This window comes from Rhodoferax sp. U11-2br (assembly GCF_018619435.1).
Lineage (GTDB): Bacteria > Pseudomonadota > Gammaproteobacteria > Burkholderiales > Burkholderiaceae_C > Rhodoferax.
Genome location: NZ_JAHFZF010000002.1, coordinates 128,993 through 152,804, shown reverse-complemented (window position 1 = coordinate 152,804; position 23,812 = coordinate 128,993). Strand labels below are relative to the sequence as shown.

General features: G+C 62.1%; 14 protein-coding genes. 4 read left to right on the top strand and 10 right to left on the bottom strand.

Annotated features, from left to right (window positions below):
- Positions 1 to 86: 86 nt before the first annotated feature.
- Both KKO72_RS01965 and KKO72_RS01960 read left to right on the top strand, forming a co-directional pair.
- Positions 87 to 602: a hemerythrin domain-containing protein gene (locus KKO72_RS01965; RefSeq protein ID WP_078364995.1), complete on the top strand. Its 516-nt coding sequence runs from the start codon at positions 87 to 89 to the stop codon at positions 600 to 602.
- A gap of 140 nt (positions 603 to 742) precedes the next feature.
- Entirely contained in the window at positions 743 to 2,380 is a 1,638-nt protein-coding gene (locus KKO72_RS01960; protein ID WP_214934934.1) for an NAD-dependent malic enzyme, read from the top strand.
- A 45-nt stretch (positions 2,381 to 2,425) separates the two neighbouring features.
- On the opposite strand, the gene KKO72_RS01955 is transcribed toward KKO72_RS01960, so the two are convergent.
- The 6 genes from KKO72_RS01955 to KKO72_RS01930 form a co-directional block, all read right to left on the bottom strand.
- Positions 2,426 to 3,715: an amidohydrolase family protein gene (locus tag KKO72_RS01955; RefSeq protein ID WP_214935130.1), complete on the bottom strand. Its 1,290-nt coding sequence runs from the start codon at positions 3,713 to 3,715 to the stop codon at positions 2,426 to 2,428.
- A gap of 59 nt (positions 3,716 to 3,774) precedes the next feature.
- Positions 3,775 to 5,088: a diguanylate cyclase gene (locus tag KKO72_RS01950; protein ID WP_214934932.1), complete on the bottom strand. Its 1,314-nt coding sequence runs from the start codon at positions 5,086 to 5,088 to the stop codon at positions 3,775 to 3,777.
- Positions 5,089 to 5,249: 161 nt separating this feature from the next.
- Positions 5,250 to 6,245 carry a sensor domain-containing diguanylate cyclase gene (locus KKO72_RS01945; RefSeq protein WP_214934930.1) on the bottom strand — a complete coding sequence of 332 codons (996 nt, stop codon included), beginning with the start codon at positions 6,243 to 6,245 and terminating at the stop codon, positions 5,250 to 5,252.
- A gap of 224 nt (positions 6,246 to 6,469) precedes the next feature.
- A complete protein-coding gene (locus tag KKO72_RS01940) occupies positions 6,470 to 7,615 on the bottom strand; it encodes an ABC transporter permease (RefSeq protein ID WP_214934928.1) in 1,146 nt (381 codons plus the stop codon).
- 2 nt (positions 7,616 to 7,617) lie between these two features.
- Positions 7,618 to 10,431 carry a ribosome-associated ATPase/putative transporter RbbA gene (rbbA, locus tag KKO72_RS01935; protein WP_214934926.1) on the bottom strand — a complete coding sequence of 938 codons (2,814 nt, stop codon included), beginning with the start codon at positions 10,429 to 10,431 and terminating at the stop codon, positions 7,618 to 7,620.
- Between the two features lie 6 nt (positions 10,432 to 10,437).
- Entirely contained in the window at positions 10,438 to 11,409 is a 972-nt protein-coding gene (locus tag KKO72_RS01930; protein WP_251140394.1) for an HlyD family secretion protein, read from the bottom strand.
- Between the two features lie 406 nt (positions 11,410 to 11,815).
- On the opposite strand from KKO72_RS01930, the gene KKO72_RS01925 reads away from it, so the two are divergent.
- A complete protein-coding gene (locus tag KKO72_RS01925; protein WP_214934922.1) occupies positions 11,816 to 14,311 on the top strand; it encodes an EAL domain-containing protein in 2,496 nt (831 codons plus the stop codon).
- 171 nt (positions 14,312 to 14,482) lie between these two features.
- A complete protein-coding gene (locus tag KKO72_RS01920; RefSeq protein ID WP_214934920.1) occupies positions 14,483 to 18,088 on the top strand; it encodes an EAL domain-containing protein in 3,606 nt (1,201 codons plus the stop codon).
- Positions 18,089 to 18,193: 105 nt separating this feature from the next.
- Here KKO72_RS01920 and KKO72_RS01915 read toward each other — a convergent pair whose 3' ends face one another.
- From KKO72_RS01915 to KKO72_RS01900, 4 genes are all read right to left on the bottom strand, one after another.
- Positions 18,194 to 21,304, bottom strand: a complete 3,111-nt coding sequence (locus KKO72_RS01915; RefSeq protein ID WP_214934918.1) for an efflux RND transporter permease subunit — start codon at positions 21,302 to 21,304, stop codon at positions 18,194 to 18,196.
- The gene (locus tag KKO72_RS01910; RefSeq protein ID WP_214934917.1) at positions 21,301 to 22,545 is read right to left on the bottom strand and encodes an efflux RND transporter periplasmic adaptor subunit; all 1,245 of its coding nucleotides are present in this window, start codon (positions 22,543 to 22,545) and stop codon (positions 21,301 to 21,303) included. The genes KKO72_RS01915 and KKO72_RS01910 overlap by 4 nt, the downstream gene beginning before the upstream one ends.
- An 82-nt stretch (positions 22,546 to 22,627) precedes the next feature.
- Positions 22,628 to 23,206 carry a cob(I)yrinic acid a,c-diamide adenosyltransferase gene (locus KKO72_RS01905; protein ID WP_214934915.1) on the bottom strand — a complete coding sequence of 193 codons (579 nt, stop codon included), beginning with the start codon at positions 23,204 to 23,206 and terminating at the stop codon, positions 22,628 to 22,630.
- Positions 23,207 to 23,310: 104 nt separating this feature from the next.
- Positions 23,311 to 23,718: a hypothetical protein gene (locus tag KKO72_RS01900; RefSeq protein WP_214934913.1), complete on the bottom strand. Its 408-nt coding sequence runs from the start codon at positions 23,716 to 23,718 to the stop codon at positions 23,311 to 23,313.
- Positions 23,719 to 23,812: the final 94 nt, after the last annotated feature.

The following is a 23,812-nucleotide window of genomic DNA, read 5'->3' as shown; positions in this document are numbered from 1 at the left end:
GCGGTAAATCAGCGAAACTCAAAGCGTCGTTGCACCTACAGTCGCGTTGACCGAATCGACGATGATTTCTTTTTCAGGAGTGAGTGATGAAGCCAGTTCCCCAAGCCGATCGTTTTCAAGCGCTGGATGACTGCCACCAGCAAATCCACGAACATCTGGCCCAGCTGACCAGTGTTCTGGAACAAATTCAGGCGGGAGCGGACGAGGCACAGTACCGCGAACCAGTGCGGGTGATCGAGGCCTTTTTCTCGGCCACAGCGCGCCAGCACCATGCCGACGAAGAGAAGAATATTTTCCCCAAACTGCTGGCCAGCGACAACGCCGAGCTGGTGCAGGCGGTGCGCACGCTGCAACAAGACCACGGCTGGATCGAACAAAACTGGCTGGAGCTGGCCCCCATGTTGCGCGCCATTGCCAACGGTGAGGACTGGGTCGACATGGCCGAGTTGCAGCACAACGTCGAGGTGTTTCTGGCCCTGTTGCACGACCACATCGTGCTCGAAGAAACCCTGATCTACCCGGAAGCCAAAGGCCAGTTTGCCGATGAACTGGCGGCCCGTGAAAAGCGCCTGGCCGAACAACCGGACTTGTACAACAAATAACACGCTAGCCCTTATATAAAAAGGGCTAATAGCTACTTTTAATGTAGCAAAATCATCAGCCTGCCGCGCAGCGGCAGGCACACAATGCACCGGCCATGAGTGCTTCATGGCACCGACAACACTATCCGAGGATGTCACCCATGAAGATCAGCCCCAGCACCATTGCACATGGCATGGCCTTGCTGCAAGACCCCCTGCTCAACAAAGGCACTGCCTTCACCGAGGTCGAGCGTGATGCGCTGGGCCTGCGTGGCCTGCTGCCACCACACGTACAAACCCAGGAGGAGCAGGTCGCCCGCTTTCTGGTCAACATGCGCCGCCTGCCCAACCCGCTGGACAAGTTCATTGCGCTGAGCGGCCTGCATGACCGCAACGAGGGACTGTTCTTCCGCGTGGTGTGTGACAACCTCGACGAGATCATGCCACTGATCTACACCCCCACGGTGGGGCTGGCGTGCCAGCGTTTTGGCCACATTTTCCAGCGCCATCGGGGCCTGTTCATCAGCATCCATGACCGCGGTCGCATCAGCGAGATCCTGCGCAACTGGCCGCACAAGGCCAGCATCATTGTGGTCACCGACGGTGAACGCATTCTGGGCCTGGGTGACTTGGGCGCCAATGGCATGGGCATCCCGGTGGGCAAACTCTCGCTCTACACCGCCTGCGCGGGTGTGGACCCGGCGATCTGCCTGCCGATCACGCTCGATGTCGGCACCAACAACGAAGAGCTGCTGGCCGACCCGTATTACGTGGGCCTGCGCCGCCACCGGGTGACCGGTGAGATCTACGACGACTTTGTCGACGAGTTCATCAATGCCGCGCGCCAGGTCTTCCCGAACGTGATCATCCAGTTTGAGGACTTTGCCAACCACAACGCCTTTCGGCTGCTGGAGCAGTACCGCAACAAAATCTGCACCTTCAATGACGACATCCAGGGCACTGCTGCGGTGGCGCTGGCGGCCATGTTGTCGGCGCTGCAGGTCAAGGGCACGCAGTTGGCTGACGAGACTTTCCTGTTCCTCGGTGCCGGTGAAGCCGCCACCGGCATTGCCGACCTGCTGGTCGCGGCCATGGTGGCGAAGGGCCTGGCGCCCGAGCTGGCGCGCCAGCGCTGCTGGCTGGTGGACTCCAAAGGCCTGGTGGTGCAGTCACGCAGCGGCCTGGCCGCGCAAAAACTGCCCTACGCCCATGCGCATGCCGAAGTCGACAATTTCCTGGCGGCGGTGCAGGCGCTGCGCCCCACCGCCATCATTGGGGTGGCCGCAGTCGGTGGCGCCTTCAACACCGAGGTGTTGCAGACCATGGCCGAGATCAACCCGCAGCCGATTGTGTTTGCCCTCTCCAACCCCACCTCCAAAGCCGAATGCACCGCCGAGGAGGCCTACACCGCCACCCAAGGGCGCGCCCTGTTCGCCTGCGGCAGCCCGTTTGACCCGGTGGTCTACCAGGGCAACACCCTGGTGCCGCGCCAGGGCAACAATGCCTACATTTTTCCGGGCCTGGGCCTGGGCGCCATCAGCTGCGGGGCCAAACACATCACAGACGAGATGTTCCTGGCAGCGGCCCACACCCTGGCGGCATCGGTCACGCCTGAAGATCTGGCGCAAGGCAGCCTGCTGCCGCCGCTGACCCGTGTGCGGGAGGTCTCAGTGCAGATTGCGGTGGCGGTGGCCGAGGTGATTTTCGAGCAGGGCCTGGCGTCCAAGTCACGGCCGGAAGACCTGCCAGCGCTGGTGCGGGCGCATGTGTACGACCCGCGCTACGTCTCTTACGTTTGAGAAACCCACCCCGGTAGCGTCGGGGTGGTGAGCCAAAACCCGGTGTCAGCCGAAACCGGGGCTGTCAGGCATCCAGCGGGTTTGCCCGGGCCGCCCAGGCAGATGCAGCTGGGCAGCCGTGGCCGGCGTCTGGGCCAGCAGTTTGCCGCGTTTGAACACCTGCAGCCGGGTGGCGTGCAGGCGCAGCGCCTCCACCGGGTCACGCGCTTGTAACAGCACAAAATCGGCGTGGCAGCCGACCTCCAGCCCATAGTGTTCCAGGCCCAAAACCCGTGCGGCATTCACCGTGACCGCATCAAAACACTGGCGCATCGCGGCCTGGCTGGTCATCTGCGCCACATGCAGGCCCATGTGGGCCACTTCGAGCATGTCGCCACTGCCTAAGCTGTACCACGGGTCCATCACACAGTCGTGGCCAAACGCGACATTGATGCCTGCCGCCAGCAGCTCAGGCACACGGGTCATCCCTCGGCGTTTGGGGTAGCTGTCGTGGCGGCCTTGCAGCGTGATGTTGATCAGAGGGTTGGCCACCGCATGCAACTGCGCCTCGGCCATCAAGGCCATCAGCTTGGACACGTAGTAGTTGTCCATGCTGTGCATCGAGGTCAGGTGTGAACCGGTGACCCGGCCGTGCAAACCCAGGCGCTGGGTCTCGAAGGCCAGGGTTTCGACATGGCGCGAGAGAGGGTCGTCCGACTCGTCGCAGTGCATGTCCACACGCAGGCCACGCTCGGCAGCGAGTTCACACAAGAGCTTGACGCTCTGGGTGCCCTGTTCGTAGGTCCGCTCAAAGTGGGGAATGCCACCCACCACATCCACACCTTTGTCCAGCGCACGCTGGAGGTTGGCCAGGGCACCGGGCGCACGCAGCGCACCGTCCTGCGGGAAGGCCACCAGCTGCAGGTCGATGTAGGGTGCCACCCGACGTTTCACCTCCAGCAGCGCATCCACCGCCAGCAGGCGGTCGTCACACACATCCACATGGGTGCGGATCGCCAACAGGCCCTTGGCCACCGCCCAATCGCAGTAGGCCAGGGCGCGCTCAATCAGGGCTTCTTGCGTGAGCAGCGGTTTGAGTTCACCCCATAACGCGATGCCCTCCAGCAGCGTGCCACTCTGGTTGACCCGTGGCAGGCCGTAGCTCAGGGTGGCGTCCATGTGGAAGTGGGCATCCACAAACGGCGGGCTCAGCAGCTGGCCCTGGGCATCAACGCTGTGGTGCGCCTGGGCCTGCAGGCCAGCGGCCACCTCGACAATGCGGCCGTCTTGCACAGCCACCGACATGTGCTGGCGCCCATCGGGCAAGCTGGCGTTGTGGATCAGCAGGTCAAGCATGGGCATGATTCACTATAATTAAAGTAGCTACCAGCCCTTATATCAAAAGGGCTGGTAGCCTATTTGTTTTCTGATGTTTGGGCAGCCACTGCCGCTGGCGTGTTTTTGGGCGCCACCTCCACCCGGTTGCGGCCCTGGGCCTTGGCCCGGTACAGCGCCGAATCGGCGGCCACAAACAGGTTATCGGCGTTGTCCGCATGGTCGGGAAACACCGCTACACCAAAGCTGCAGGTGATGCCGGGCAACTGACCCAGGTCCTGCCAATGGGTGGCGGCAATTTTGGCGCGCAGCTTTTCAACCAGCACCAGCAGATCAGACTCGGCGGTGTCGACACACAGCAGCAGGAATTCGTCGCTGTCCCAGCGAAACAGGGCGTCGGTGCTGCGCACCTCGTGGCTGATGGTCTGGGCCACACGCTGCAGCACCTTGTCACCCAGGGCGTGGCCGTGTTCGTCGTTGATGCGTTTGAAGTGGTCCAGATCGAAAAAGCACATGCCCATGGGCACCGCCAGCCGACGGCACAGCTCCAGCTGCCGGTCCAACACCTGTTCACCTTCGCGGCGGTTGAGCAGCCCGGTCAGCGGGTCGTGTGAGGCCATGGCCTGCAGCGTGAGCTCCATGGTTTTTTGGTCGGTGACGTTGCGCATCATGCCCAGCATGCGAATCGGTTGGCCGTCGTCGTTGTGTTCACACACGCGGCCTCGATCATGCACCCAGACGTAGTGGCCATTGCGGTTGCGCAGGCGGTACTCGGCGTTGTAGCGGCTGCGCTGGCCATCAATGTGTTCCTGCAACACCTTGCGCACCCACAAGGCGTCCTCGGGGTGCAGGTTGGCGCTCCAGGTATCGCGGTGGGGGGTCATCTCGCTGGGGCCGTAGCCCAGCATACGCGCCAGCTGCGGGCTGAAAAACACCTCATCGGTCTGCAGGTTCCAGTCCCACAGGCCGTCTAGGGCCTCGTTGAGCGCATAACGCAGCTGGGCCTCATCACGGTGCCCGGCGCGCTCCTGGGCCTGGCGTGTACTGATGTTGCGGGCAATCGACAAAAAATACTCGCGCCCGTCCTGCCAGAAGTGGCTGGTCTTGATCTCCACCGGGACTTCCGCGCCGGACTTGTGGCGGTGATGCACCACAAACACCAGGTGCTCGACAGCACGCACCGCCTGCGCCAGACTGGCCCACTGGTCCAGGCCCATCACCTCGACATGCAACTTCAGCACCGACTGGTTGAGGATCTCGCTGCGCTCCATGCCGACGTGTTTCAACGCCACTTCATTGCAGTCCAGAACACAGGAGGTTTCGGGGTCGATCAAAAAAACGCCGTCCGGCAGGTGTTTGAACAGCGTTGCACACATCAGTCCAGGCAAAGACATGGTTCAGGCTCTCCATGGGTTTTGGGTAAAGCATTACACCTCAAATGCGCGCTGGCACGACCTGGATCGCGCGACGGGCGCCCCGCTTTTGCGTCGTCAATGGCTGCTGGACGGCGGGCCACCAGCAGGCGGTTTGGCCGGTTTCCCGAACCCTTTGGCTTTCATACAGGCCAGGGTGCATCGTCCCAGGACTGCACCTGATTGCGTCCGGACTGCTTGGCCAAGTAGAGTGCTTTGTCGGCGTTGTTGAGCAGTTGGTCAAAGGGCATGGCGTGTCCCTGCAGCGTCGCCACACCAATGCTGACGGTGAAGCTCACGCTGGCCCCGGAGTCGTTGGTTGGCACCTGTTTGTGGGCCACCGTCTGGCGCAGGGATTCGGCCACCGCGCAGGCACTGGTGAGGTTGGTCTGCGGCAGCAACACCACAAACTCCTCTCCACCCACGCGGGCGGCGGTGTCCAGGCCGGTGCGGATGCGGCCGGTGCAGGCGTCGGCCACAGCGCAGATCACCCGGTCACCCACCTGATGCCCCCAGGCATCGTTGATGTTCTTGAAGCAGTCAATGTCCACCACCAGCAGCGACAGGTCGTGTGAAAACCGCGCCGTGCGCTTGCACTCATTGGCCCCCAGCTCCATCAGCCGACGCCGGTTGGCCAGCCCGGTCAGGGAGTCGCTGGCGGCCAGCAGTTCCAGCGCGGTGTTGTACCGCTCCAGCAAGGCATTTTTCTCGGCCAATTGCTGGTTGATCTGTGCCAGCTCGTCTTCCTTGCGCTTGCGGTCGTCGATGTTGAAGGTCACCCCCACAAAACGCTGCGCCGGGCTGTGGCTGTCACGGTCCATGATCTTGCCGTAATTGGCAAACCAGAGCCAGCTGCCGTCTTTGGCACGTAACCTGAACTCAGCGCGGTACTGGGGAGTGCGGCCACACAGGTGTTCATCCAACGCAAGCTGCACGTGTGGCCGATCATCCGGGTGGATCAGCTGGAAAAACTGCTCAACATAGGTCCATTGCTCTTCCTCGGGATAACCCAGGGTCGCAATGGTTTTCATGGCTCGGCGGCTGACTTCACCAGTGAGCAAATTGTTTTCCCAGAGGTCGAGTCCGGCGGCTTCCAGCGCCAGAGCCAGCCGGTCCCGGTTGAGATCAACGTCGTCCATAGTCCAACTTGTGCATTGATGCCCCTGAACCTGATTTTTGCAGACAGATCACGCGATGGGTGATGTGTCTCAAACTGTAACAGCCAGATGCGTCACGGCGATGGGGGGTAGACCTTTTACGCTGTAGGCCCTTTGCTCCCTGATGGACAGCATTCGTGGTTATGGCTCTTACACCTGATCAGCCCTTACCGATCAAGGGTGAACAGCTATCTATTTTGGAGACCTTAGACCTGTGTCTGGGTCACCGAGCTGCGAAAACGCAGCAGCGCCGCGACAAAAAACACGCTGCCCACACCCAGCATACAGAGCATGTCGAACCAGACCTCACCGAGCCCCGCACCCCGGTACAAAATGGCCTGCGCCAGCCGCACAAAGTAGGTGGTGGGTGCGGCCAGCATCAGGTGTTGCACCAGCTCGGGCATGCTTTCACGCGGGGTGACGCCGCCCGAGAGTAATTGCAGCGGGATGATGGTCAGGATGATCAGCAGCCCCAACTGCGGCATCGAGCGCGCCAGTGTGCCCAGATAAATGCCGATGGACGCGGCGGCAAACAGGTACAGCGCGGCAGCACCCACAAACAGCGTCACAGACCCGGCAATCGGGATTTTCAGCACAAGCTGCAGCACCACCGTCATCGCAAAAATCACCCCCAGCAGCACCGCCAGGCCGTTGGCCCAGATTTTGGCCAGCATGATTTCAACAGGTGCCAGCGGCATCACCAGCAAGTGTTCGATGGTGCCGTGTTCACGCTCGCGGATCAGCGCGGCACCTACCAGGATGATGGTCAGCATGGTGACGTTGCTGATCACCTCCATCACACCGCCAAACCACTTGCCGTTCAGATTGGGGTTAAAGCGCACGCGGGTCACCAGGCTGATCGGCAGCGCCGCGCTGTCGCTACTTCCCGTCAAAAACTGCGTGATCTCGGCGCTGGCAATCGACTGGATGTAACTCGCCCCGATGAAGGACTGGCTCATGTTGGTGGCGTCGATGTTGAGCTGCACCTCGGGCTGGCGCCCAGCCACCAGATCACTCTGGAAGTGGGCCGGGATGATCAGGGTGAAGGAATACAGCCCCTTGTCCATCACCGGGTCGAGCTGGTTCAGGGCGATCTGCTGCGGCAGCTTGAAGTACGGTGGATAGAGTGCGTCTACCAACCGCCGCGACAGCGGCGACTGGTCCTCGTCCACCACCGCCACTGGCGCGTTGTGCAGCTCGGTAGAACTCGCGGTCGAGGCCACATAGATGCCACCCGAAAACGCCCAGATGATCAGCACCAGCAGCACCTTGTCAGCCACCAGGCTGCGCAGCTCTTTGATACCCAGACGGTAGATGTTGGACAGGCTGGCGAAAACGTTGTTGGTGGCCATGCTCACTTCTCCTGCTTGCGCAGCAACACCAGGCTCAGCACCGTGAGCACCGGGATGAATGCTGACAGCGCCAGAAACTGGCCCATCAGATCGCCAAACGCCAGCGCCTTGGTGAACACGCCCCGGCAAATCACCAGGAAGTAAGTCGCTGGGAAAAACTGCCCGATCCAATAACCCAGGCCTTCGAGTGAACTCACCGGCGTGGTCAAGCCAGCAAACTGCACCGTGGGCAACATGGTCAACAAGGCAGTGCCAAACAGCGCCGCAATCTGGGTATTGGTGAAGGTCGAGATCAACAGCCCCATGCCGGTGGTGGCGGTCACATACAGCAGCGCGCCAAAGCTAAGCGCCAGCACACTGCCCTTGACCGGCACGCCAAACACCACCACCGCCTGCAACAACAGCAAAAAGAAGCTGACCATCGACATCGCGATGTAAGGCAGTTGTTTGCCCACCAGAAACTCCAGCCGGGTCACCGGCGTGACATACAAGTTGGTGATCGAGCCCAGCTCTTTTTCACGCACCACACCGAGTGCCATCAAGATCGCCGGGATGAAGATCAGCAGCAACGGGATCACCGCGGGCACCATCGCAAAAATGCTCTTGAAATCCTGGTTGTAGCGGTAACGCAGCGCCAGCGTGGCAGCTTGTACCGGCGCGGTGCCGGTGGCCTCAGTGATCAGTTGAGTCACATACTGGTAATGCAGGCCTTGTACATAACCCCGGATGGTTTCACCGCGAAACGGCATGGCGCCATCGATCCAGACACCCACCTCGGGCTGGCGGCCCAGCCGCAGGTCGCGCCCAAAGCCCGCAGGCAACTCCAGCGCCAGCGACAACTCATCGCGGCGCATGCGCTCGTCGATGTCCTCGTTGCTGGTGAGTGCGGGCTGTTCGATGAAATAACGCGAGCCCGCAATGTTCTGCACATAGGCCCGGCTCTCGGGCGACTGGTCGCGGTCCAGCACTGCAAAACGCAGGCCTTCGACGTCCAGCGAAATGCCGTAACCCAGCACAAACATCAGCAGCACCGAGCCCAGCAGGGCAAAGGTCAGGCGGATCGGGTCGCGGCGCAACTCCAGGAACTCGCGGTAGGCGTAAGCCAGCAGGCGGCGCAGGCTGAAGGCCGTGTGGGGTGGGTTGACACGTGGCGTGACGGTCGCTCTGCTTTTTGTATCATCATCCCTTTGTCCCATAAGGGCTGACGTGGGTTTTTGTGCCTCAATGGCAGGTCCGACGTTTGGCGGCTGCGATGCCCCAGCAGCAGGTGCAATGCCGCTGGCTTCTTCGAGGTAGCTGATAAATGCGTCTTCGAGTGTGGCCGCGCCACGTGTTTGCCGCAGCGCCTCCGGGGTGTCGCTGGCCAACACACGCCCGGCGTGCATCAGCGAGATGCGGTCACAACGCTCGGCCTCGTTCATGAAGTGGGTCGAGATGAAGATGGTGACACCCTGGCTGCGCGACAACTCGGCCAGCAGTTCCCAGAACTGGTCACGTGCAATCGGGTCAACGCCCGATGTCGGCTCGTCCAGGATCAGCAGCTTTGGGCCATGCACCACCGCCACCGCGAGGGACAGGCGCTGGCGGATGCCCAGCGGCAGCCCGGCGGCGGGTTCATCCAGGTAGACCTCCAGCGAAAAACGCTTCACCAGCTCATCGAGGCGCGGGCCGATGGTGTCGGGCGGCAGGTTGAACAAATGGGCGTGCAAGTCCAGGTTTTGCCGCACCGTGAGTTCGCCGTAAAGCGAAAACGCCTGCGACATGTAGCCCACCTGCTTGCGGGTGGCCAGATCCCGCGCATCCACCGTTTTGCCAAACAAGGTGGCCTGGCCCTCGGTGGGTGGCAGCAAACCGGTGAGCATCTTCATGGTGGTGGTTTTGCCACAACCGTTGGAGCCCAAAAAGCCGAAGATTTCGCCGCGTTCGATGCGAAAACTCACGTCGCTCACTGCAGTGAAGTCGCCAAACCGCTGGGTCAGGTGGCTGGCCTCAATCGCAGGTGGGCCGCTGCTGGGCTGGCGCGGTGGCATCACCAGCGTATGGTGGGCCTTGCGCTGCTCAGCGGGCAAGAGGGCGATGAAGGCTTCTTCCAGCGTGGTTTTGCCGTTCTTGGCCAGCAGCTCGGCCGTGGTGCCTGTGCCCAGCACGCGCCCGTCGTCCATGGCCACCAGCCAGTCAAAACCCGCCGCTTCTTCCATGTAGGCGGTGGCCACCACCACACTCATGCCGGGGCGCCGCGCGCGGATGCTGTCGATCAGCTCCCAGAACTGGCGGCGTGACAGCGGGTCGACGCCGGTGGTGGGTTCGTCCAGAATCAGCAGGTCGGGGTCGTGAATCAATGCACAACACAGGCCAAGCTTTTGTTTCATGCCGCCCGAGAGTTTGGCCGCGGGGCGGTCGCGAAACGGTGTCAGCCCGGTGCTGGCCAGCAACTCGGTGATGCGCTTGGCGCGCTCAGCCGCGTTCTGGCCGAACAAACGACCAAAAAAATCGACGTTCTCAAACACTGACAGCGTTGGGTAGAGGTTTTTGCCCAGGCCTTGGGGCATGTAGGCAATGCGCGGCTGGGTCAGGTTGCGCTGCTGGCGGTCTGCCATGTCGGCACCCAGGGCGGTCACCTGGCCAGTTTGAATCTCGCGCGCACCGGCCAGCAGCGCCAGCAGGGTGGATTTGCCCACCCCATCGGGCCCGATCAGGCCCACCATACAGCTTGAGGGCAAGTCCAGCGTGATCTGATCGAGCGCCAGCACCTTGCCGTAGCGCTGGGTCACGCCACGCAGGCTGGCGACGCTGCTCGTGGGTGCGGGGGTGTTCACGGCGCTCTACCGCAGTTGCAAATTTTCCGGCCAGGGTGCTTGAGGGTCGGTTTGGACATAGGCCATACCGGGCATGCCGCCTTTGGTGATCTGCTCATGTTGGGCGAGCCAAGTGGCGTCCACCTTGACCTTGACACGGAACATCAGCTTTTCACGCTCGCTGCGGGTTTCAACCTCTTTGGGCGTGAACTGGGCGCGCGGCGCCACAAAGCTCACGGTGGCGGGCAGCACCTGGTTGGGCAAGGCGTCCAGCACAATGCGCGCCGGGCTGCCAATGACCACTTTGCCGGCCTCGGCAGCGGGCAAAAAGATGGTCATCGACACATCCGTCATGTTCAGCAGCGTCAGTAGCTTGGAGCCAGCCGCCAGCACCTCGCCCGGTTCAGCCAGGCGGTAGAGCACGCGCCCGGTGATTGGCGCCTTGAGGGAGGTGTCGTTGAGAGTGGCGCTCAGGCTCTCACCACGTGCCACTGCCGCCTGGGTGGCGGCTTCGGCCTCGGCCACTTGCGTGCGCGCCGCAGACAGACCGGCTAACGCGCCCTGCTGGGTGTTGTGATCGCGGTCCAGGGTGGCACCGCTGATGAAGCCTTTTTGCACCAGTTCCTGCGAGCGTTGCAGCGTGATACGCGCCAGCGCCATATCGGATTCGGCCTTGGACACACCGGCTTGCGCTGCGCGGGTGGCTTGTTGTGCCTGGCGCACCTGGGCCTGGGCGGCGCGCCACTGAGCGGCAACGTCATCGGCATCAAGGATAGCCACGGTCTGGCCCTGGGCCACTTGGTCACCTTCGTGCGGGATCAGACTGGCCAGGCGCCCACCGACCTTGGTGGCCACATCGACCTCAGTGGCTTCGAGCCGACCATTGCCAAACGCCAACCCTTGCGGCAACTCGGGCGCACGCATCTGCCAGATGGCAAAGGCACCGCCCAGGGCAGCCACCAGCACCAGCGCAATGACAATTTTTGACTTGGTGGACATGGTGCTTTGCATATGGGCTCGACGCGTGGATAGTCAAGGAGTTTCTTGACGGGGCAGAGTGAGGACAGACGCTCTGGATGCTAGACCTTGCTGGCAGACCGGACCGTGTGCCAGCACCCATTGGACGGCACAGTGCCGCAGGTTGTCAGGGCAGAGTTGAGCGTGATATATTGCCGTAGCCCTTATGATTAAAGGAATGAACGCTACGATAAGTGAAGTATTTCACCCTTTTGACGGGTCTGACATACTCGACACAAGGTGATGGCATATGCTCTGCGGGTAGCTGCAGGCAGACAGCTTGCAGGCCCGGTCTGGCAGGGTGCGCGCCTTCGCACAGGCCATGGCGGCGGGATGAAACAGCTTGTAGGGACCCTATTTGTGTGGGCAATCACGGGAAAAGTTTGACATGAGCGATGAGAACAAACAGCTGCGGGCCGCCATCGACTGCATGCACACCCCGATCTACATCAAGGATCTGGACGGGCGCTACCTCTACGCCAATGATGTGGCTTGCGCCATGCGCGGTCTGCCCCGTGATCAGGTGATTGGCAAGCGTGATGCCGATCTGTTCCCGCAAGCTGCCGCTGACATCATCAGAAGCCACGACCAGCAGGTGACCAGTAGCGGCCAGCCCGCCACCTTGGAAACCTTTTTGCCCAGCCTCGGACATGAGGGTTTTCGGTGTTATCTGAGCTTCAAACAAGCCCTGTTTGATGAGGCCGGGCACGTCAATGCGGTGGCGGGCATCGCGGTGGACATTGATGAACGCAAACGCAAAGAGGACGAACTCGAGGCCCTGAAAAACCGTTTTGCAGCCACCCTGCAGGCGATTCCTGACCTCATGTTTGAAGTGGACCTGGAAGGCCTCTACCACGCCCACCATGTGCCCCGGGAGGATTGGAGTCTGGTTGCCCCTTCCAAACTGCTCGGGCGCTCAATCCGGGAGGTGCTGCCAGCGCCAGCCGCCGACATCTGTTACCAAGCCCTGCAAGAGGCCTTGGAGAACGGCTTTTCGATCGGCCACCAATACAGACTCGATCTGGAGCGGGGACCCGAGTGGTTCGAGTTGTCGGTGGCGCAGAAAACGCCTGTTGCCGACGAGCCGCCACGTTTTATCGCGCTCTCCAGGTGCATCACAAGCCGCAAGGTGGCCGAACAAGCCTTGCAGGAAAGTGAGTCCATGTTGCGTGCCATCGTCGACAACACCCCGGTGGCCTACTGGGCACGCGACCTGGACGGGCGCTGCATCATGGAAAACGCCACCGCTGTCCAGTTTGTCGGCAGCCAGTTGGGCAAAACATTGCAAGAGTCCGGATGGCAAGAGGACGATGTGAGCGTCTGGCTGGCGCAAAACCGCCGCGCCTACGCCGGTGAGGTGGTCGAGGTCGAATACGAGTCCTATTCCCTGCTCCATGGCACCCCACGTTTTTTTCATGTGGTGCTCTCTCCAATCAAGGTCGAGGACGATATTGTTGGCATTGTGGGCTTCAGCCAGGACATCACCGAACGTAAACGCCATGAACAGCGGATCCACCAACTGGCTTTTTTTGACCCGCTGACCCAGCTGCCCAACCGACGGCTGATGTTTGACCGGCTGGAGCATGCGCTGGCCACCAGCACCCGGCATCACCGCATGGGCGCCTTGCTGATGATCGACCTGGACCACTTCAAGGAGCTCAATGACACCCATGGCCACACCACCGGCGACGGGCTGCTGGTGGAAGTGGCAGCCCGCCTGGGCCGCAGCATCCGCCAAGGTGACACCACCGCCCGCTTAGGGGGCGACGAGTTTGTGGTAATCCTCGAAGACCTCGGTGGCGCCCAGGGCAGCCCGGTGCAGGCCGCCGCCATTGCCACCAAGATCCGCGATGCCTTGAACCAGCCGTTCCATCTGGCTGCCGGCCCTCAGGGCGAAGTCATCACTTACCGTTGTTCAGCCAGCATTGGGGTGGCACTGTTTGGTGATGTGGAGACCTCGGCCACAGAGTTGCTGCGCCGTGTGGACACCGCCATGTACCAGGCCAAAGCGGCCGGGCGCAACACCTTGTGTTTTTTTGACCCGGCGATGCAGGCCGCCGCCAACGCACGCTCGGCCTTGAACGCCGACCTGCATGAGGCCCTCGGGCTGGGCCAGTTTGAACTGCACTACCAGGTGCAGATGAACGAGCAGCGCCAGCCCATCGGTGCCGAAACCCTGCTGCGTTGGCGTCACCCCCAACAAGGCATGGTGTCGCCAGCAAGTTTTATTGCACTGGCCGAAGACACCGGCCTGATTGTGCCGCTGGGCAACTGGGTGCTGGAAACCGCCTGCCGCCAGCTGGCCACCTGGTCAACCCAGCCCGAGCTGGCCCAGCTCAGTCTGGCGGTCAACGTCAGCGCACGCCAGTTCCGCCAGCTCAACTTCACCGACCAGGTGCAACAGCTCTTGGTCAGCACCGGTGCCCCGGCCAGCAAACTCAAGCTGGAGCTGACCGAAAGCACCCTGATCGAAGATGCCGATGCGGTGGTCCAGCGCATGGAGGAGCTGCAGGCCCTGGGCATCCGCTTTTCGCTGGATGATTTCGGCACGGGCTATTCTTCCCTGACTTACCTGAAGCGTTTGCCACTGACCCAGCTCAAGATTGACCAGTCGTTTGTGCGTGATCTGCTCACCGATCACAACGACGCGGCCATTGTCAAAACCATCATCACCCTGGGCAACAGCCTGGGCCTGGATGTGATTGCCGAAGGGGTGGAGACCGAGGCCCAGCTGGCTTTTCTGGCCGAACACGGCTGCCGTCAGTACCAGGGCTATCTGTTCAGCAAACCGGTGCCGGTGGCTGCGTTTGAGGACCTGCTGTTGGCCCTGAACACCCACCAGTCCCGTGAGAAAAGTTGCCAACACGGGCCCGACGCGGAGTAAACTTTCCCGACGTCTGGCTGTGACCACCACGGCGCTGCGCTTGCGTCACTAGTCATCCATCCCTCTCTGCCTGAACACCAGCGTTTGGCCCTTGCCACCGCGCACCAGAGCCGACGCATCTGATCAGGTAGCTTGCCTCGCATCTGCACTTTTTGGAGGGCAATGCCACTTATGGGCCTGAAGTTTTTTCAGTGGCGCTCACTCAAGACCCGGGTGACCGTGCTCACACTGTTGCTCTTTGTGGTCAGCATCTGGTCCCTGGCCTTGTATGCCAGCCGGATGTTGCGCACCGATATGCAACAGGTGATGGGTGAACAACAGTTCTCCACCGTGTCCGCCATCGCACGCGAAATCAATGAACACCTGAAAAATCGCCAGCAGGCACTGGAAACCATTGCCAAAGGCATCAGCCCCAAGCTTCTGGCCAAGCCATCGGCCTTGCAGGCCATGTTGCAACAGCGCCCCCTGCTGCAGCTCCTGTTCAACGGAGGTGTTTTTGTCACAGGGCTGGATGGGGTGGCGGTGGCCGATGTGCCCCACTCCGCCGGTCGGGTTGGCACCAACTACATGGACCGGGAGTCGGTGTCCATCCCACTGAGAGAAGGCAAAACGGTGATTGGCAAACCCGCCATGGGCAAGAAGCTGGGGGCACCGCTCTTCAGCATCACCGCCCCCATTCTGGCCAGTGACGGCAAACCCGTCGGGGCGCTGGTAGGCACCATCAACCTGGGTCAACCCAACTTCCTCGACCAGATCGCCCAGACCCGCTACGGCAAGACCGGCAGCTACCTGCTGATCGCCCGGCAACACCAGCTGATCATCACGGCGTCGGACAAAACCCGGGTCATGCAGCCCTCTCCAGCACCGGCACTCAATACCATGCATGACCGCTACATGCAGGGTTTTGAGGGTTACGGGGTGGCCGTCAGCTCACGCGGGGTGCTGGAACTGTCAGCCGCCAAGGCCATTCCTTCGGCCAACTGGATCGTGGTGGCCACCTTGCCTGCAAAAGAGGCTTTTGCACCGATTGATGACATGCTGCAGCGGCTGTTTCTCAACGCGGCGGTTTTGACGGCGCTGGCCGGTGTGCTGACCTGGTGGCTGATCAGCCGGCTGTTGCAGCATCAACTCGCCCCCCTGTTGTCGGCAAGCCGATCACTGCTTCACCAGACCCGCAGTGACCAGCCCGTACAGATGCTGCCGGTGCAGCGCCCGGACGAAATCGGCGAGTTGATTGGTGGCTTCAACCTGTTGCTGGAATCCTCGGCCAGGCGCGAAAAAGCCCTGGTGCAAAGCGAGGCGCGTTTCAGGCAGCTGTTTGAAAAAAACTCATCGGTGATGCTGCTGATCGAACCGGCCTCAGGCGACATCGTGGACGCCAATGCGGCGGCGCTTGACTATTACGGCTATTCGAGCCAGCAACTGGTGGGCTTGAACATCAGCGCCATCAACACCTTACCAGCGGAAGTGGTCGCCGTGCAGAGACAAAGTGTCTTGAACAGCAAACGCAATTACTTCCTTTTTTCGCACCAGTTGGCGTCCGGAGAGACACGCGACGTGGAGGTTCATTCAACACCGATCGAAACACAGGGACGCAGCTTGCTGTTTTCCATCATCTACGACGTGCATGAGCGCGTGCAGGCACAAAAGGCACTGCAGGAAAGTGAGCAGAACCTCGCTATCACCTTGCGGTCCATTGGGGACGCTGTCATCGCCACCGACCCGGCGGGCTGCATCACCCGCATGAACCCGACCGCCGAGCAGCTCACCGGTTGGCCACTGGCTGACGCGATCAACCGGCCACTGGCGGAGGTCTTCAAGATCATCAACGCTGAGACACGCCTGACGGTGCCCGACCCGGTGCAACTGGTCATGGCACTAGGCCACGTGATTGATCTGGCCAACCACACCGTGCTGCTGGCACGCGACGGACAGGAATACCAGATTGCGGACAGTGCTGCGCCGATCCGCAACGCCGCTGGCGAGATCGTGGGGGTAGTGCTGGTCTTCAGCGATGTCACCGAAAGTTACCAGGCCGAGCTGGCGCTGCGGCTCAGTGAACAAAGGTACCGCTCCCTGCTGGACCACCTGTCATCGGGCGTGGTGGTGCACAACCCCGACCGATCGATCCTCTATGCCAACGCCACGGCCGCCACGCTGTTCAGGCTGACGCAGGATCAGACAGCGAGCTGGTCCGCCCAGGCACAGGACTGGCAACTGCTGCAGGAAGACGGCACCCCCATGTCATCGCAGGACTACCCGGTCAACCGGGTGCTGGCATCGGGGGAGTCGCTCAATAACTATGTGGTGGGCGTGCACCATGTCGGTCATGCTGAGCCAAATTGGGCACTGTGCAGCGCCTTCCCGCTGCGCGATGCCGAGCAAAACCTGTTGCAGGTGGTAGTGACGTTCACCGACATCACCGATCGCAAGTTGCAGCAAAGCCAGTTGGAGCACATTGCCCATTTTGACGCCTTGACCAACCTGCCCAACCGTGTGCTGCTGGCGGACCGCCTGCAGTTGGCGATGGCACAGGCCCAGCGGCGCGGGCAACAGCTGGCGGTGGTTTTCCTGGACCTGGATGGTTTCAAGAACATCAATGACCGCCACGGACACGGCATCGGTGACCAGCTGCTGATCTCGCTGGCCAAAGCCATGAAAGACGCTCTGCGCGAGGGGGATACGCTGGCGCGCATTGGGGGTGACGAGTTTGTCGCGGTGCTCAGTGACCTGGACAACCTGGCCAACTGCGTGCCGATGTTGACCCGCTTGCTGGAGGCTGCGGCCGCACCGGTGTATCTCGGCGAGTTACTGCTGCAAGCCTCCGCCAGCCTGGGTGTCACCTTTTTCCCACAGGCCCAGGAGATTGATGCGGACCAGCTTTTGCGACAGGCCGACCAGGCCATGTACCAGGCCAAAGTGGCGGGCAAAAACCGTTACCACATCTTCGATGCAGCGCAGGACACCTCCATTCGCGGCCACCACGAGAGCCTGGAACGCATCCGCCTGGCACTGGCACAGGACGAGTTCGTCTTGTACTACCAGCCCAAGGTCAACATGCGCTGTGGTCAGGTCATTGGGGTGGAGGCGCTGATCCGCTGGCAACACCCTGAAAAGGGCCTGCTGGCACCTGCCGCGTTTTTGCCGGTGATCGAAGACCACCCGCTGGCCGTGGCGGTGGGTGAATGGGTGATTGACACCACCTTGACCCAGATCGAGCGCTGGCACGAGAGCGGGCTGGACCTGCGCCAAGTCAGCGTGAACGTGGGTGCACGCCAGTTGCAACAGGGCGATTTTGTGGAGCGCCTGCAGTTCCTGCTGGCCAAACACCCCAAGGTCAACCCGGCCAACCTGCAGATCGAGGTGCTGGAAACCAGCGCCTTGTCAGACATGGCGCTGGTCTCGCAGGTCATCGAAGACTGTGCGCGTTTTGGGGTGATGTTTGCGCTGGACGACTTTGGCACCGGCTACTCATCCCTCACCTACCTCAAGCGCCTGCATGTCAACATCCTCAAGATCGACCAGAGTTTTGTGCGTGACATGCTGGAGGACCCGGACGACCTGGCCATCCTGCAAGGTGTGATCGGCCTGGCTGCGGCCTTCAAACGCCAGGTGATTGCCGAAGGTGTCGAGACCGTGGCGCATGGCACCGCGCTGCTGCATCTGGGCTGCGAGCTGGCCCAGGGGTATGGCATTGCCCGGCCGATGCCTGCTGCGCAGTTGCAGGCCTGGGCATCAGCCTGGCAAGCCGACGCTGCCTGGGCCGAGCTGGCCTGACACACAGCACCAGGCTAGCACCTACGGATTACAAGCCTTTTAGGCTTCCAGCCCTTTTGGAATCAGGTCTGACAGCTATTCTTTTTGACAAACCCCAGGCAACCCTCAAGCCACACCACCCGTCGCGTTGTCCTGCCCCACAGGCACCTCGGGGGTGAGCACCGGGCCACGGCCGCTGAAGCGCTCCAGCGTCAGGTAGATCACCGGGGTGATGAACAGGGTGATCGCCTGCGAAAACACCAGCCCACCGACCACCGCCAGACCCAGCGGCTGGCGCAGCTCGGCCCCAGCGCCAATACCCAGCGCAATCGGCAAGGCCCCCATCAGCGCCGCCATGGTGGTCATCATGATCGGCCGGAACCGCAGGATGCAGGCCTCGCGGATCGCATGCACCGGGTCCATGCCCTGGTGGCGCTGGGCGTCCAGCGCAAAGTCGATCATCATGATGGCGTTCTTCTTCACGATACCGATCAAGAGCACGATGCCGATGGTGGCAATCAAGGTCAGGTCCTGGCCAAACAGCATCAAAGTGGCCAGCGCACCCACCGCGGCCGACGGCAGACCGGCCAGGATGGTCAGCGGGTGGATGTAGCTCTCGTACAGCACCCCCAGCAGCACATAAATCACCAGCAGCGCGGCCAGAATCAGCACCAGCTGGCTGCCTTGTGAGCTTTTGAACACCGCCGCATCACCGCCATAACTGCTGATGATCGAGGCGGGCATCTGGATCGCCTCACGCGCGGCATCAATGCCCGCGGTGGCATCGCCCAGCGCCACACCGGGGGCCAGGTTAAACGACACGGTGACCGCCTGCAGTTGCCCCACGTGGTTGATCGAGGTCGGCCCCACCGTGCGCACCACGGTGGTGAAACTCGACAGCGGCACCAGCGCACCGGTGGAGGAGCGCACATACAGCTTGGCAATCGCGCTCTCATCCTGTTTGTCCTCAGGCGTGACCTCCAGAATCACCTGGTAGGTGTCGGTCGGCAGGTAGATGGTGGAGACCTGGCGTTCCCCAAACGCGCTGTAGAGCGCGCTGCGCACCGCGTCCATCGACACACCGAGTGCGTTGGCGCGGTCGCGGTCGATCTTGAGCTGGGCCTGCAGCGCACGCAACTGCGCGTCGCTGGTCACATCGCGGAACATCGGGTCGGTGCGCAGGCGGTCCTGCAGCTTGTTGGCCCAGTCGTTGAGTTCATCGGCGCGCACACTTTGCAGGATGTACTGGAACTGCGCCTTACTCTGGCGCCCGCCGAGCTGCAGGTTCTGAGTGGGCCGGATAAAGATCTTGATGCCGGGCACCGCATTGACCTTTTTGCGCAGCCCTTCCACCACCTGTTTCATCGGTGGGCGCTGGCCCAGCGGCTTGAGGCTGATGAACATGCGACCGGTGTTTTGGGCGCCGCTGCCACCGTTGAAGGAGCTGACTGCGGCCACCGCCGGGTCTTGCCGGATGATCTCGGCCACACGCTCCTGCAGCTGCACCATCGCGGTGAACGAGGTGTCTTCACCAGCCTCGGTGCTGACCGACATCTGGCCCAGGTCCTCTTCGGGGAAAAAACCTTTGGGAATCAGCATCGCCAAGACCACCGTGGCCACGATGGTGGCGGTGGCCACACCCAGCACCAGCACCCGGTGCGCCAGCGCGCGATCCAGCCAGCGGGTGTAAAACGCCAGCATCTGGTCAAACCCCCGCTCAAACAGCCGCACCAACGCGCCAGGCGGCTTTTTGTGCGCCTCATCACTCAGGAAACGGCTGGCCAGCATCGGCACCAGGGTCAGCGAGACAAAAGCCGACACCACAATCGACAGGCCCACCACCACCGCAAACTCGTGGAACAAGAGACCAATCACCCCGGGCATGAAAAAGATCGGGATGAACACCGCAATCAGCGAGACCGAGATCGAGATGATGGTGAAACCCACCTCGCGTGCGCCGCGCAACGCAGCCTGGAACGGGTTCTCACCCCGCTCGACGTGGCGGATGATGTTCTCGAGCACCACAATCGCGTCGTCCACCACCAGGCCCACCGCCAAGGTGAGGCCCAGCAGCGAGATGTTGTCCAGGCTGTAGGACAGGCCCCACAACAGCGACACCGCACCAATCAGCGACACCGGCAAGGACAGCGCCGGGATCACCGTGGCGACAAAACGGCGCAGGAACAAAAAGATCACCAGCACCACCAGCACAATCGTGCCCAGCAGGGTCAGCGTCACATCGTGCAAGGCCTCACGCACCGACAAGGAGCGGTCATTGATGGGGGTGAGCGTCACCGACTGGGGCAGCTGCGCCTGCAAGGCCGGCAAGGCCGCACGCACCGCATCCACCACCTGCACCGTGTTGGCACCAGGCTGGCGCTGCACCGCCAGGGTGGTGGTTGGTTCACCGTTGAACGTGGCCCAGCTTTTCAGGCTTTCCAGGCTGTCTTCGACACTGGCCACGTCCTTGAGCCGCACCGGGTTGCCGCCGCGCGTGCTGACGATCAGTTCACCAAATTCGGCCGCATTTTTCAATTGCCTGTTGGCCTGCAACACCAGGGTCTGGCGCGGACCTTCCAGGGTGCCCACCGGGGTGTTGACGTTGGCCGCCTTGAGTGCCGCACTGAGTTCATCCAGACCGAGGTTGCGCGCCGCCAGCGCATCTGGCTGCACCCGCACCCGCACCGCGTAACGTTTGGCGCCAAAAATATTCACCTGCGCGACACCGGGCAAGGTCGCCAGCGTGGGGGTGATCAGATGTTCGGCATAGTCCTGTAAATCCGCCGGTGCCAGCGAGGGGGATTGCAAAGCGATCAGCAGCACCGGCGCATCGGCCGGGTTCACCTTGCGGTACGAGGGCAAGGTGGTCATTTCGACCGGCAGCGCCCGCTGCGCACGCAGCAGCGCCGCCTGCACATCCACCGCCGCCGCGTCGATGTTGCGGCTCTCGTCAAATTCGAGCGTGAGTGAGGTGCTGCCCAAGGTGCTCGTGGAGCTGATGGTGGTCAAGCCCGGCACCGTCTGAAACTGCTTTTCCAATGGCAAGGCCACCGAGATCGCCATGGTCTCGGGGCTGGCGCCCGGCAGGCTGGCACTGACACTGATCACCGGTGTGTCGTAACTGGGCAGCGCGGCAATCGGGATGCTTCTGAACGCGATGACCCCGGCCAGCACAATGGCCAGATTCAGCAACACCGTCATCACTGGACGGCGAATGAACAACTCCGACAGGTTCATGGCTGGCTCGCCGTCTTGGCCGGAGCGCTGTTGCCGCCCCCCTTGCCCTGGCCTTTGCCAGCACCCGAGGCCGCAGCAGCGGGCGCACGCACCACCACCCGGGCCTGGGGCCGCAAGTTCTGGCGGCCATCCATGGCCACGGCTTCACCGGGCTGAACACCGCTGACCGCTGCGTCTCCGCCCTCGGCATGCAAGAGCTTGACCGGGCGCGGCTGCGCCACACCGTCTTCGATCACATACACGATGGTCCCGCGCGGGCCCTGGATCAGGCTGGCCTGTGGCAACACCACCACGTCTTTGAGGGTGGTGACGGTTTGCTGCACCTCGACAAAAGCGCCCGGCCAGAGCTTGCTGGCCGGGTTGGCAAACACCGCCTTGGCCTTGACCGTGCCAGAGTTGGCGTCGACCAGGTTGTCCAGAAACTGCAGCCGCCCCTCAAAGCTGCCACCGCCGTCGGCCAGGGTGGCTGTCACCTTGGCACCACCACCCTGAAGCGCCGTCAAGGCGTTGGACAAGTCGCGTTGCGAGATGCTGAAGGCCACACCAATCGGGTCGAGCTGGGTGATGGTAACCAACGCGGTCTGGTTGGCCAGCACCGCACTGCCGGCAAACACATTGACCGCACCGGCGCGACCGCTGTTGGGGGCGGTGATCCGGCCATACGACAGCGCCACATTACTGGCCGCAATGGCAGCTTGGTCAGCCGCCACGGTGGCGATCCAGGTGTCCACCTGCGCCTGGGCGGTATCTACCGCACCCTGCGAGACAAAGTTCTGCGCCAGCAGCTGCTTGGACCGTTCCCACTGGCGCCGGGCTTCTGCCAGACTGGCCTGGTCTTTGGCCAGCTGAGCACGGGCCTTGGCGGCATTGGCCTCGTCGGTACGGGCATCCAGCGTGAACAAGAGTTGCCCGGCTTTGACAAATTGGCCTTCCTTGAAATGCACCTCACGGATGGTGCTGGTGACCTGGGAGCGCACATCCACACTGGTGAGGGGTACCACCGTGCCGGTGGCGTTGAGCTTGACCGCCATGTCACGCTGTTTGGCATGCACGATGCTCACCGACACCGGGGGCGCCGCCGCACTGGCTGCAGGTGCGGGGGGCCCTGCCGGGGCGCTGGCCGCTGCTGCTGCGGTGGCGGACGCGGGGATGGCGGCTTTGTCAGAACAGCCCACGAGGGCCAGAACAGCCAGCGCAGACAAGGCGCTGGTGGTGAGGAAAGGCGGGCGCAAAAAGTTCATAGCCCATGATAAATCAGGCTTATGTCAGGGATGTCGGGCATGTAAAGTGCCCTGCAAAGTTCTGGTAAAGATGGCGTGAGGATCAGTCCGCTGTGGACTGTTTCAAGCGTTCACTGCGCCAATAAACGTCGTCACCCGGGCTGCCATCGGGCCGGTAACGGTTGAGCACCCGCGCCAGCACAAACATCAGGTCCGACAGGCGGTTGAGGTACTGCTGTGGTGTGGGTTTGAGGGCGTCCTGGTTGGCCAGCGCCACCACCACACGTTCGGCCCGGCGCGCCACGGTGCGGCACACATGCGCTTGCGCAGCGGCACGGCTGCCTGCGGGCAAGATGAACTCCTGCAGTGTGGGCAGCTGCGCGTTGAAATGGGCCAGGGCTTCTTCAAGTGCCAGCACCGCATCGAGCTTGAGCAACTCATAACCGGGGATCGACAACTCACCGCCCAGGTTAAACAACTGGTGCTGGATGCTGACCAGCAGCTCACGCACCGCGTCTGGCATCGGCTCACACAGCAGCAGGCCGATGTGGGAGTTGAGCTCATCCACGTCACCCATGGCATGGATACGCAGGCTGTTTTTGGACACGCGGGTGTTGTCGCCCAGGCCGGTGCTGCCGTTGTCACCGGTTCGGGTGGCGATTTGAGTGAGTCTCTGGCCCATGATGGCTACCTTGCTATGATAAAAATAGCTATCGATTATCCTGGAGCAGGGCCCCAGCGGCACAGGGCCTGACCAATGGCCCTAGCGCCAGCAGTGCAAAAGCCTTACACCAGCAGCGCCAACAAACACAGCACGGCATACGGGAAGGCCACCGTCGGGCGCAGGGCGCTGCGGCCATATTCGGCCAGCAGGCCGCCCAGACCGGGGCGTTGGGCCAGCCACTGTGTATGCAGCTGAAACGCTGCGTGTGCGCCCTGCGGGCCCTGTGTGAACAGCCTCTCGATCACCAGCAGCCGCTCGGCCAGCCGGTGTTGCCAGGTTTTCAAAATGGCTTCCTGCAACCACAAAACCAACACCAGGGCCGCCGCCAGCAGCGGCTCCAGCCCGGTCATCCAGCTACCCGCCACCAGCAGCACGGCCAGCAGCTTGAGACCCAAGGCGTTGCGCTCTTGCGCTTCGTGGTGGTTTTGCAGGGTGGCCCACTCCTGGGCCAGGGCGTGTTGCATCTCCATGGGGACAAGACCTTTGACATCCGGAAAAACAGCGCCCAACGGCTGCCGTCGGATTGTCGCCCACGCCACATGCGGCGGCGATTGCCGATAATCG

Bases quoted from the DNA above. Each gene is read 5' to 3' on its own strand.
- KKO72_RS01965 (WP_078364995.1), top strand. From the start codon at position 87: ATGAAGCCAGTTCCCCAAGCCGATCGTTTTCAAGCGCTGGATGACTGC.
- KKO72_RS01900 (WP_214934913.1), bottom strand. From the start codon at position 23,718: ATGGAGATGCAACACGCCCTGGCCCAGGAGTGGGCCACCCTGCAAAAC.
- KKO72_RS01925 (WP_214934922.1), top strand. From the start codon at position 11,816: ATGAGCGATGAGAACAAACAGCTGCGGGCCGCCATCGACTGCATGCAC.
- KKO72_RS01955 (WP_214935130.1), bottom strand. From the start codon at position 3,715: ATGCTTGACCTGCTGATCCACAACGCCAGCTTGCCCGATGGGCGCCAG.
- KKO72_RS01920 (WP_214934920.1), top strand. From the start codon at position 14,483: ATGGGCCTGAAGTTTTTTCAGTGGCGCTCACTCAAGACCCGGGTGACC.
- KKO72_RS01930 (WP_251140394.1), bottom strand. From the start codon at position 11,409: ATGTCCACCAAGTCAAAAATTGTCATTGCGCTGGTGCTGGTGGCTGCC.
- KKO72_RS01950 (WP_214934932.1), bottom strand. From the start codon at position 5,088: ATGTCTTTGCCTGGACTGATGTGTGCAACGCTGTTCAAACACCTGCCG.
- KKO72_RS01960 (WP_214934934.1), top strand. From the start codon at position 743: ATGAAGATCAGCCCCAGCACCATTGCACATGGCATGGCCTTGCTGCAA.
- KKO72_RS01905 (WP_214934915.1), bottom strand. From the start codon at position 23,206: ATGGGCCAGAGACTCACTCAAATCGCCACCCGAACCGGTGACAACGGC.
- KKO72_RS01940 (WP_214934928.1), bottom strand. From the start codon at position 7,615: ATGGCCACCAACAACGTTTTCGCCAGCCTGTCCAACATCTACCGTCTG.
- KKO72_RS01945 (WP_214934930.1), bottom strand. From the start codon at position 6,245: ATGGACGACGTTGATCTCAACCGGGACCGGCTGGCTCTGGCGCTGGAA.
- KKO72_RS01915 (WP_214934918.1), bottom strand. From the start codon at position 21,304: ATGAACCTGTCGGAGTTGTTCATTCGCCGTCCAGTGATGACGGTGTTG.
- KKO72_RS01910 (WP_214934917.1), bottom strand. From the start codon at position 22,545: ATGAACTTTTTGCGCCCGCCTTTCCTCACCACCAGCGCCTTGTCTGCG.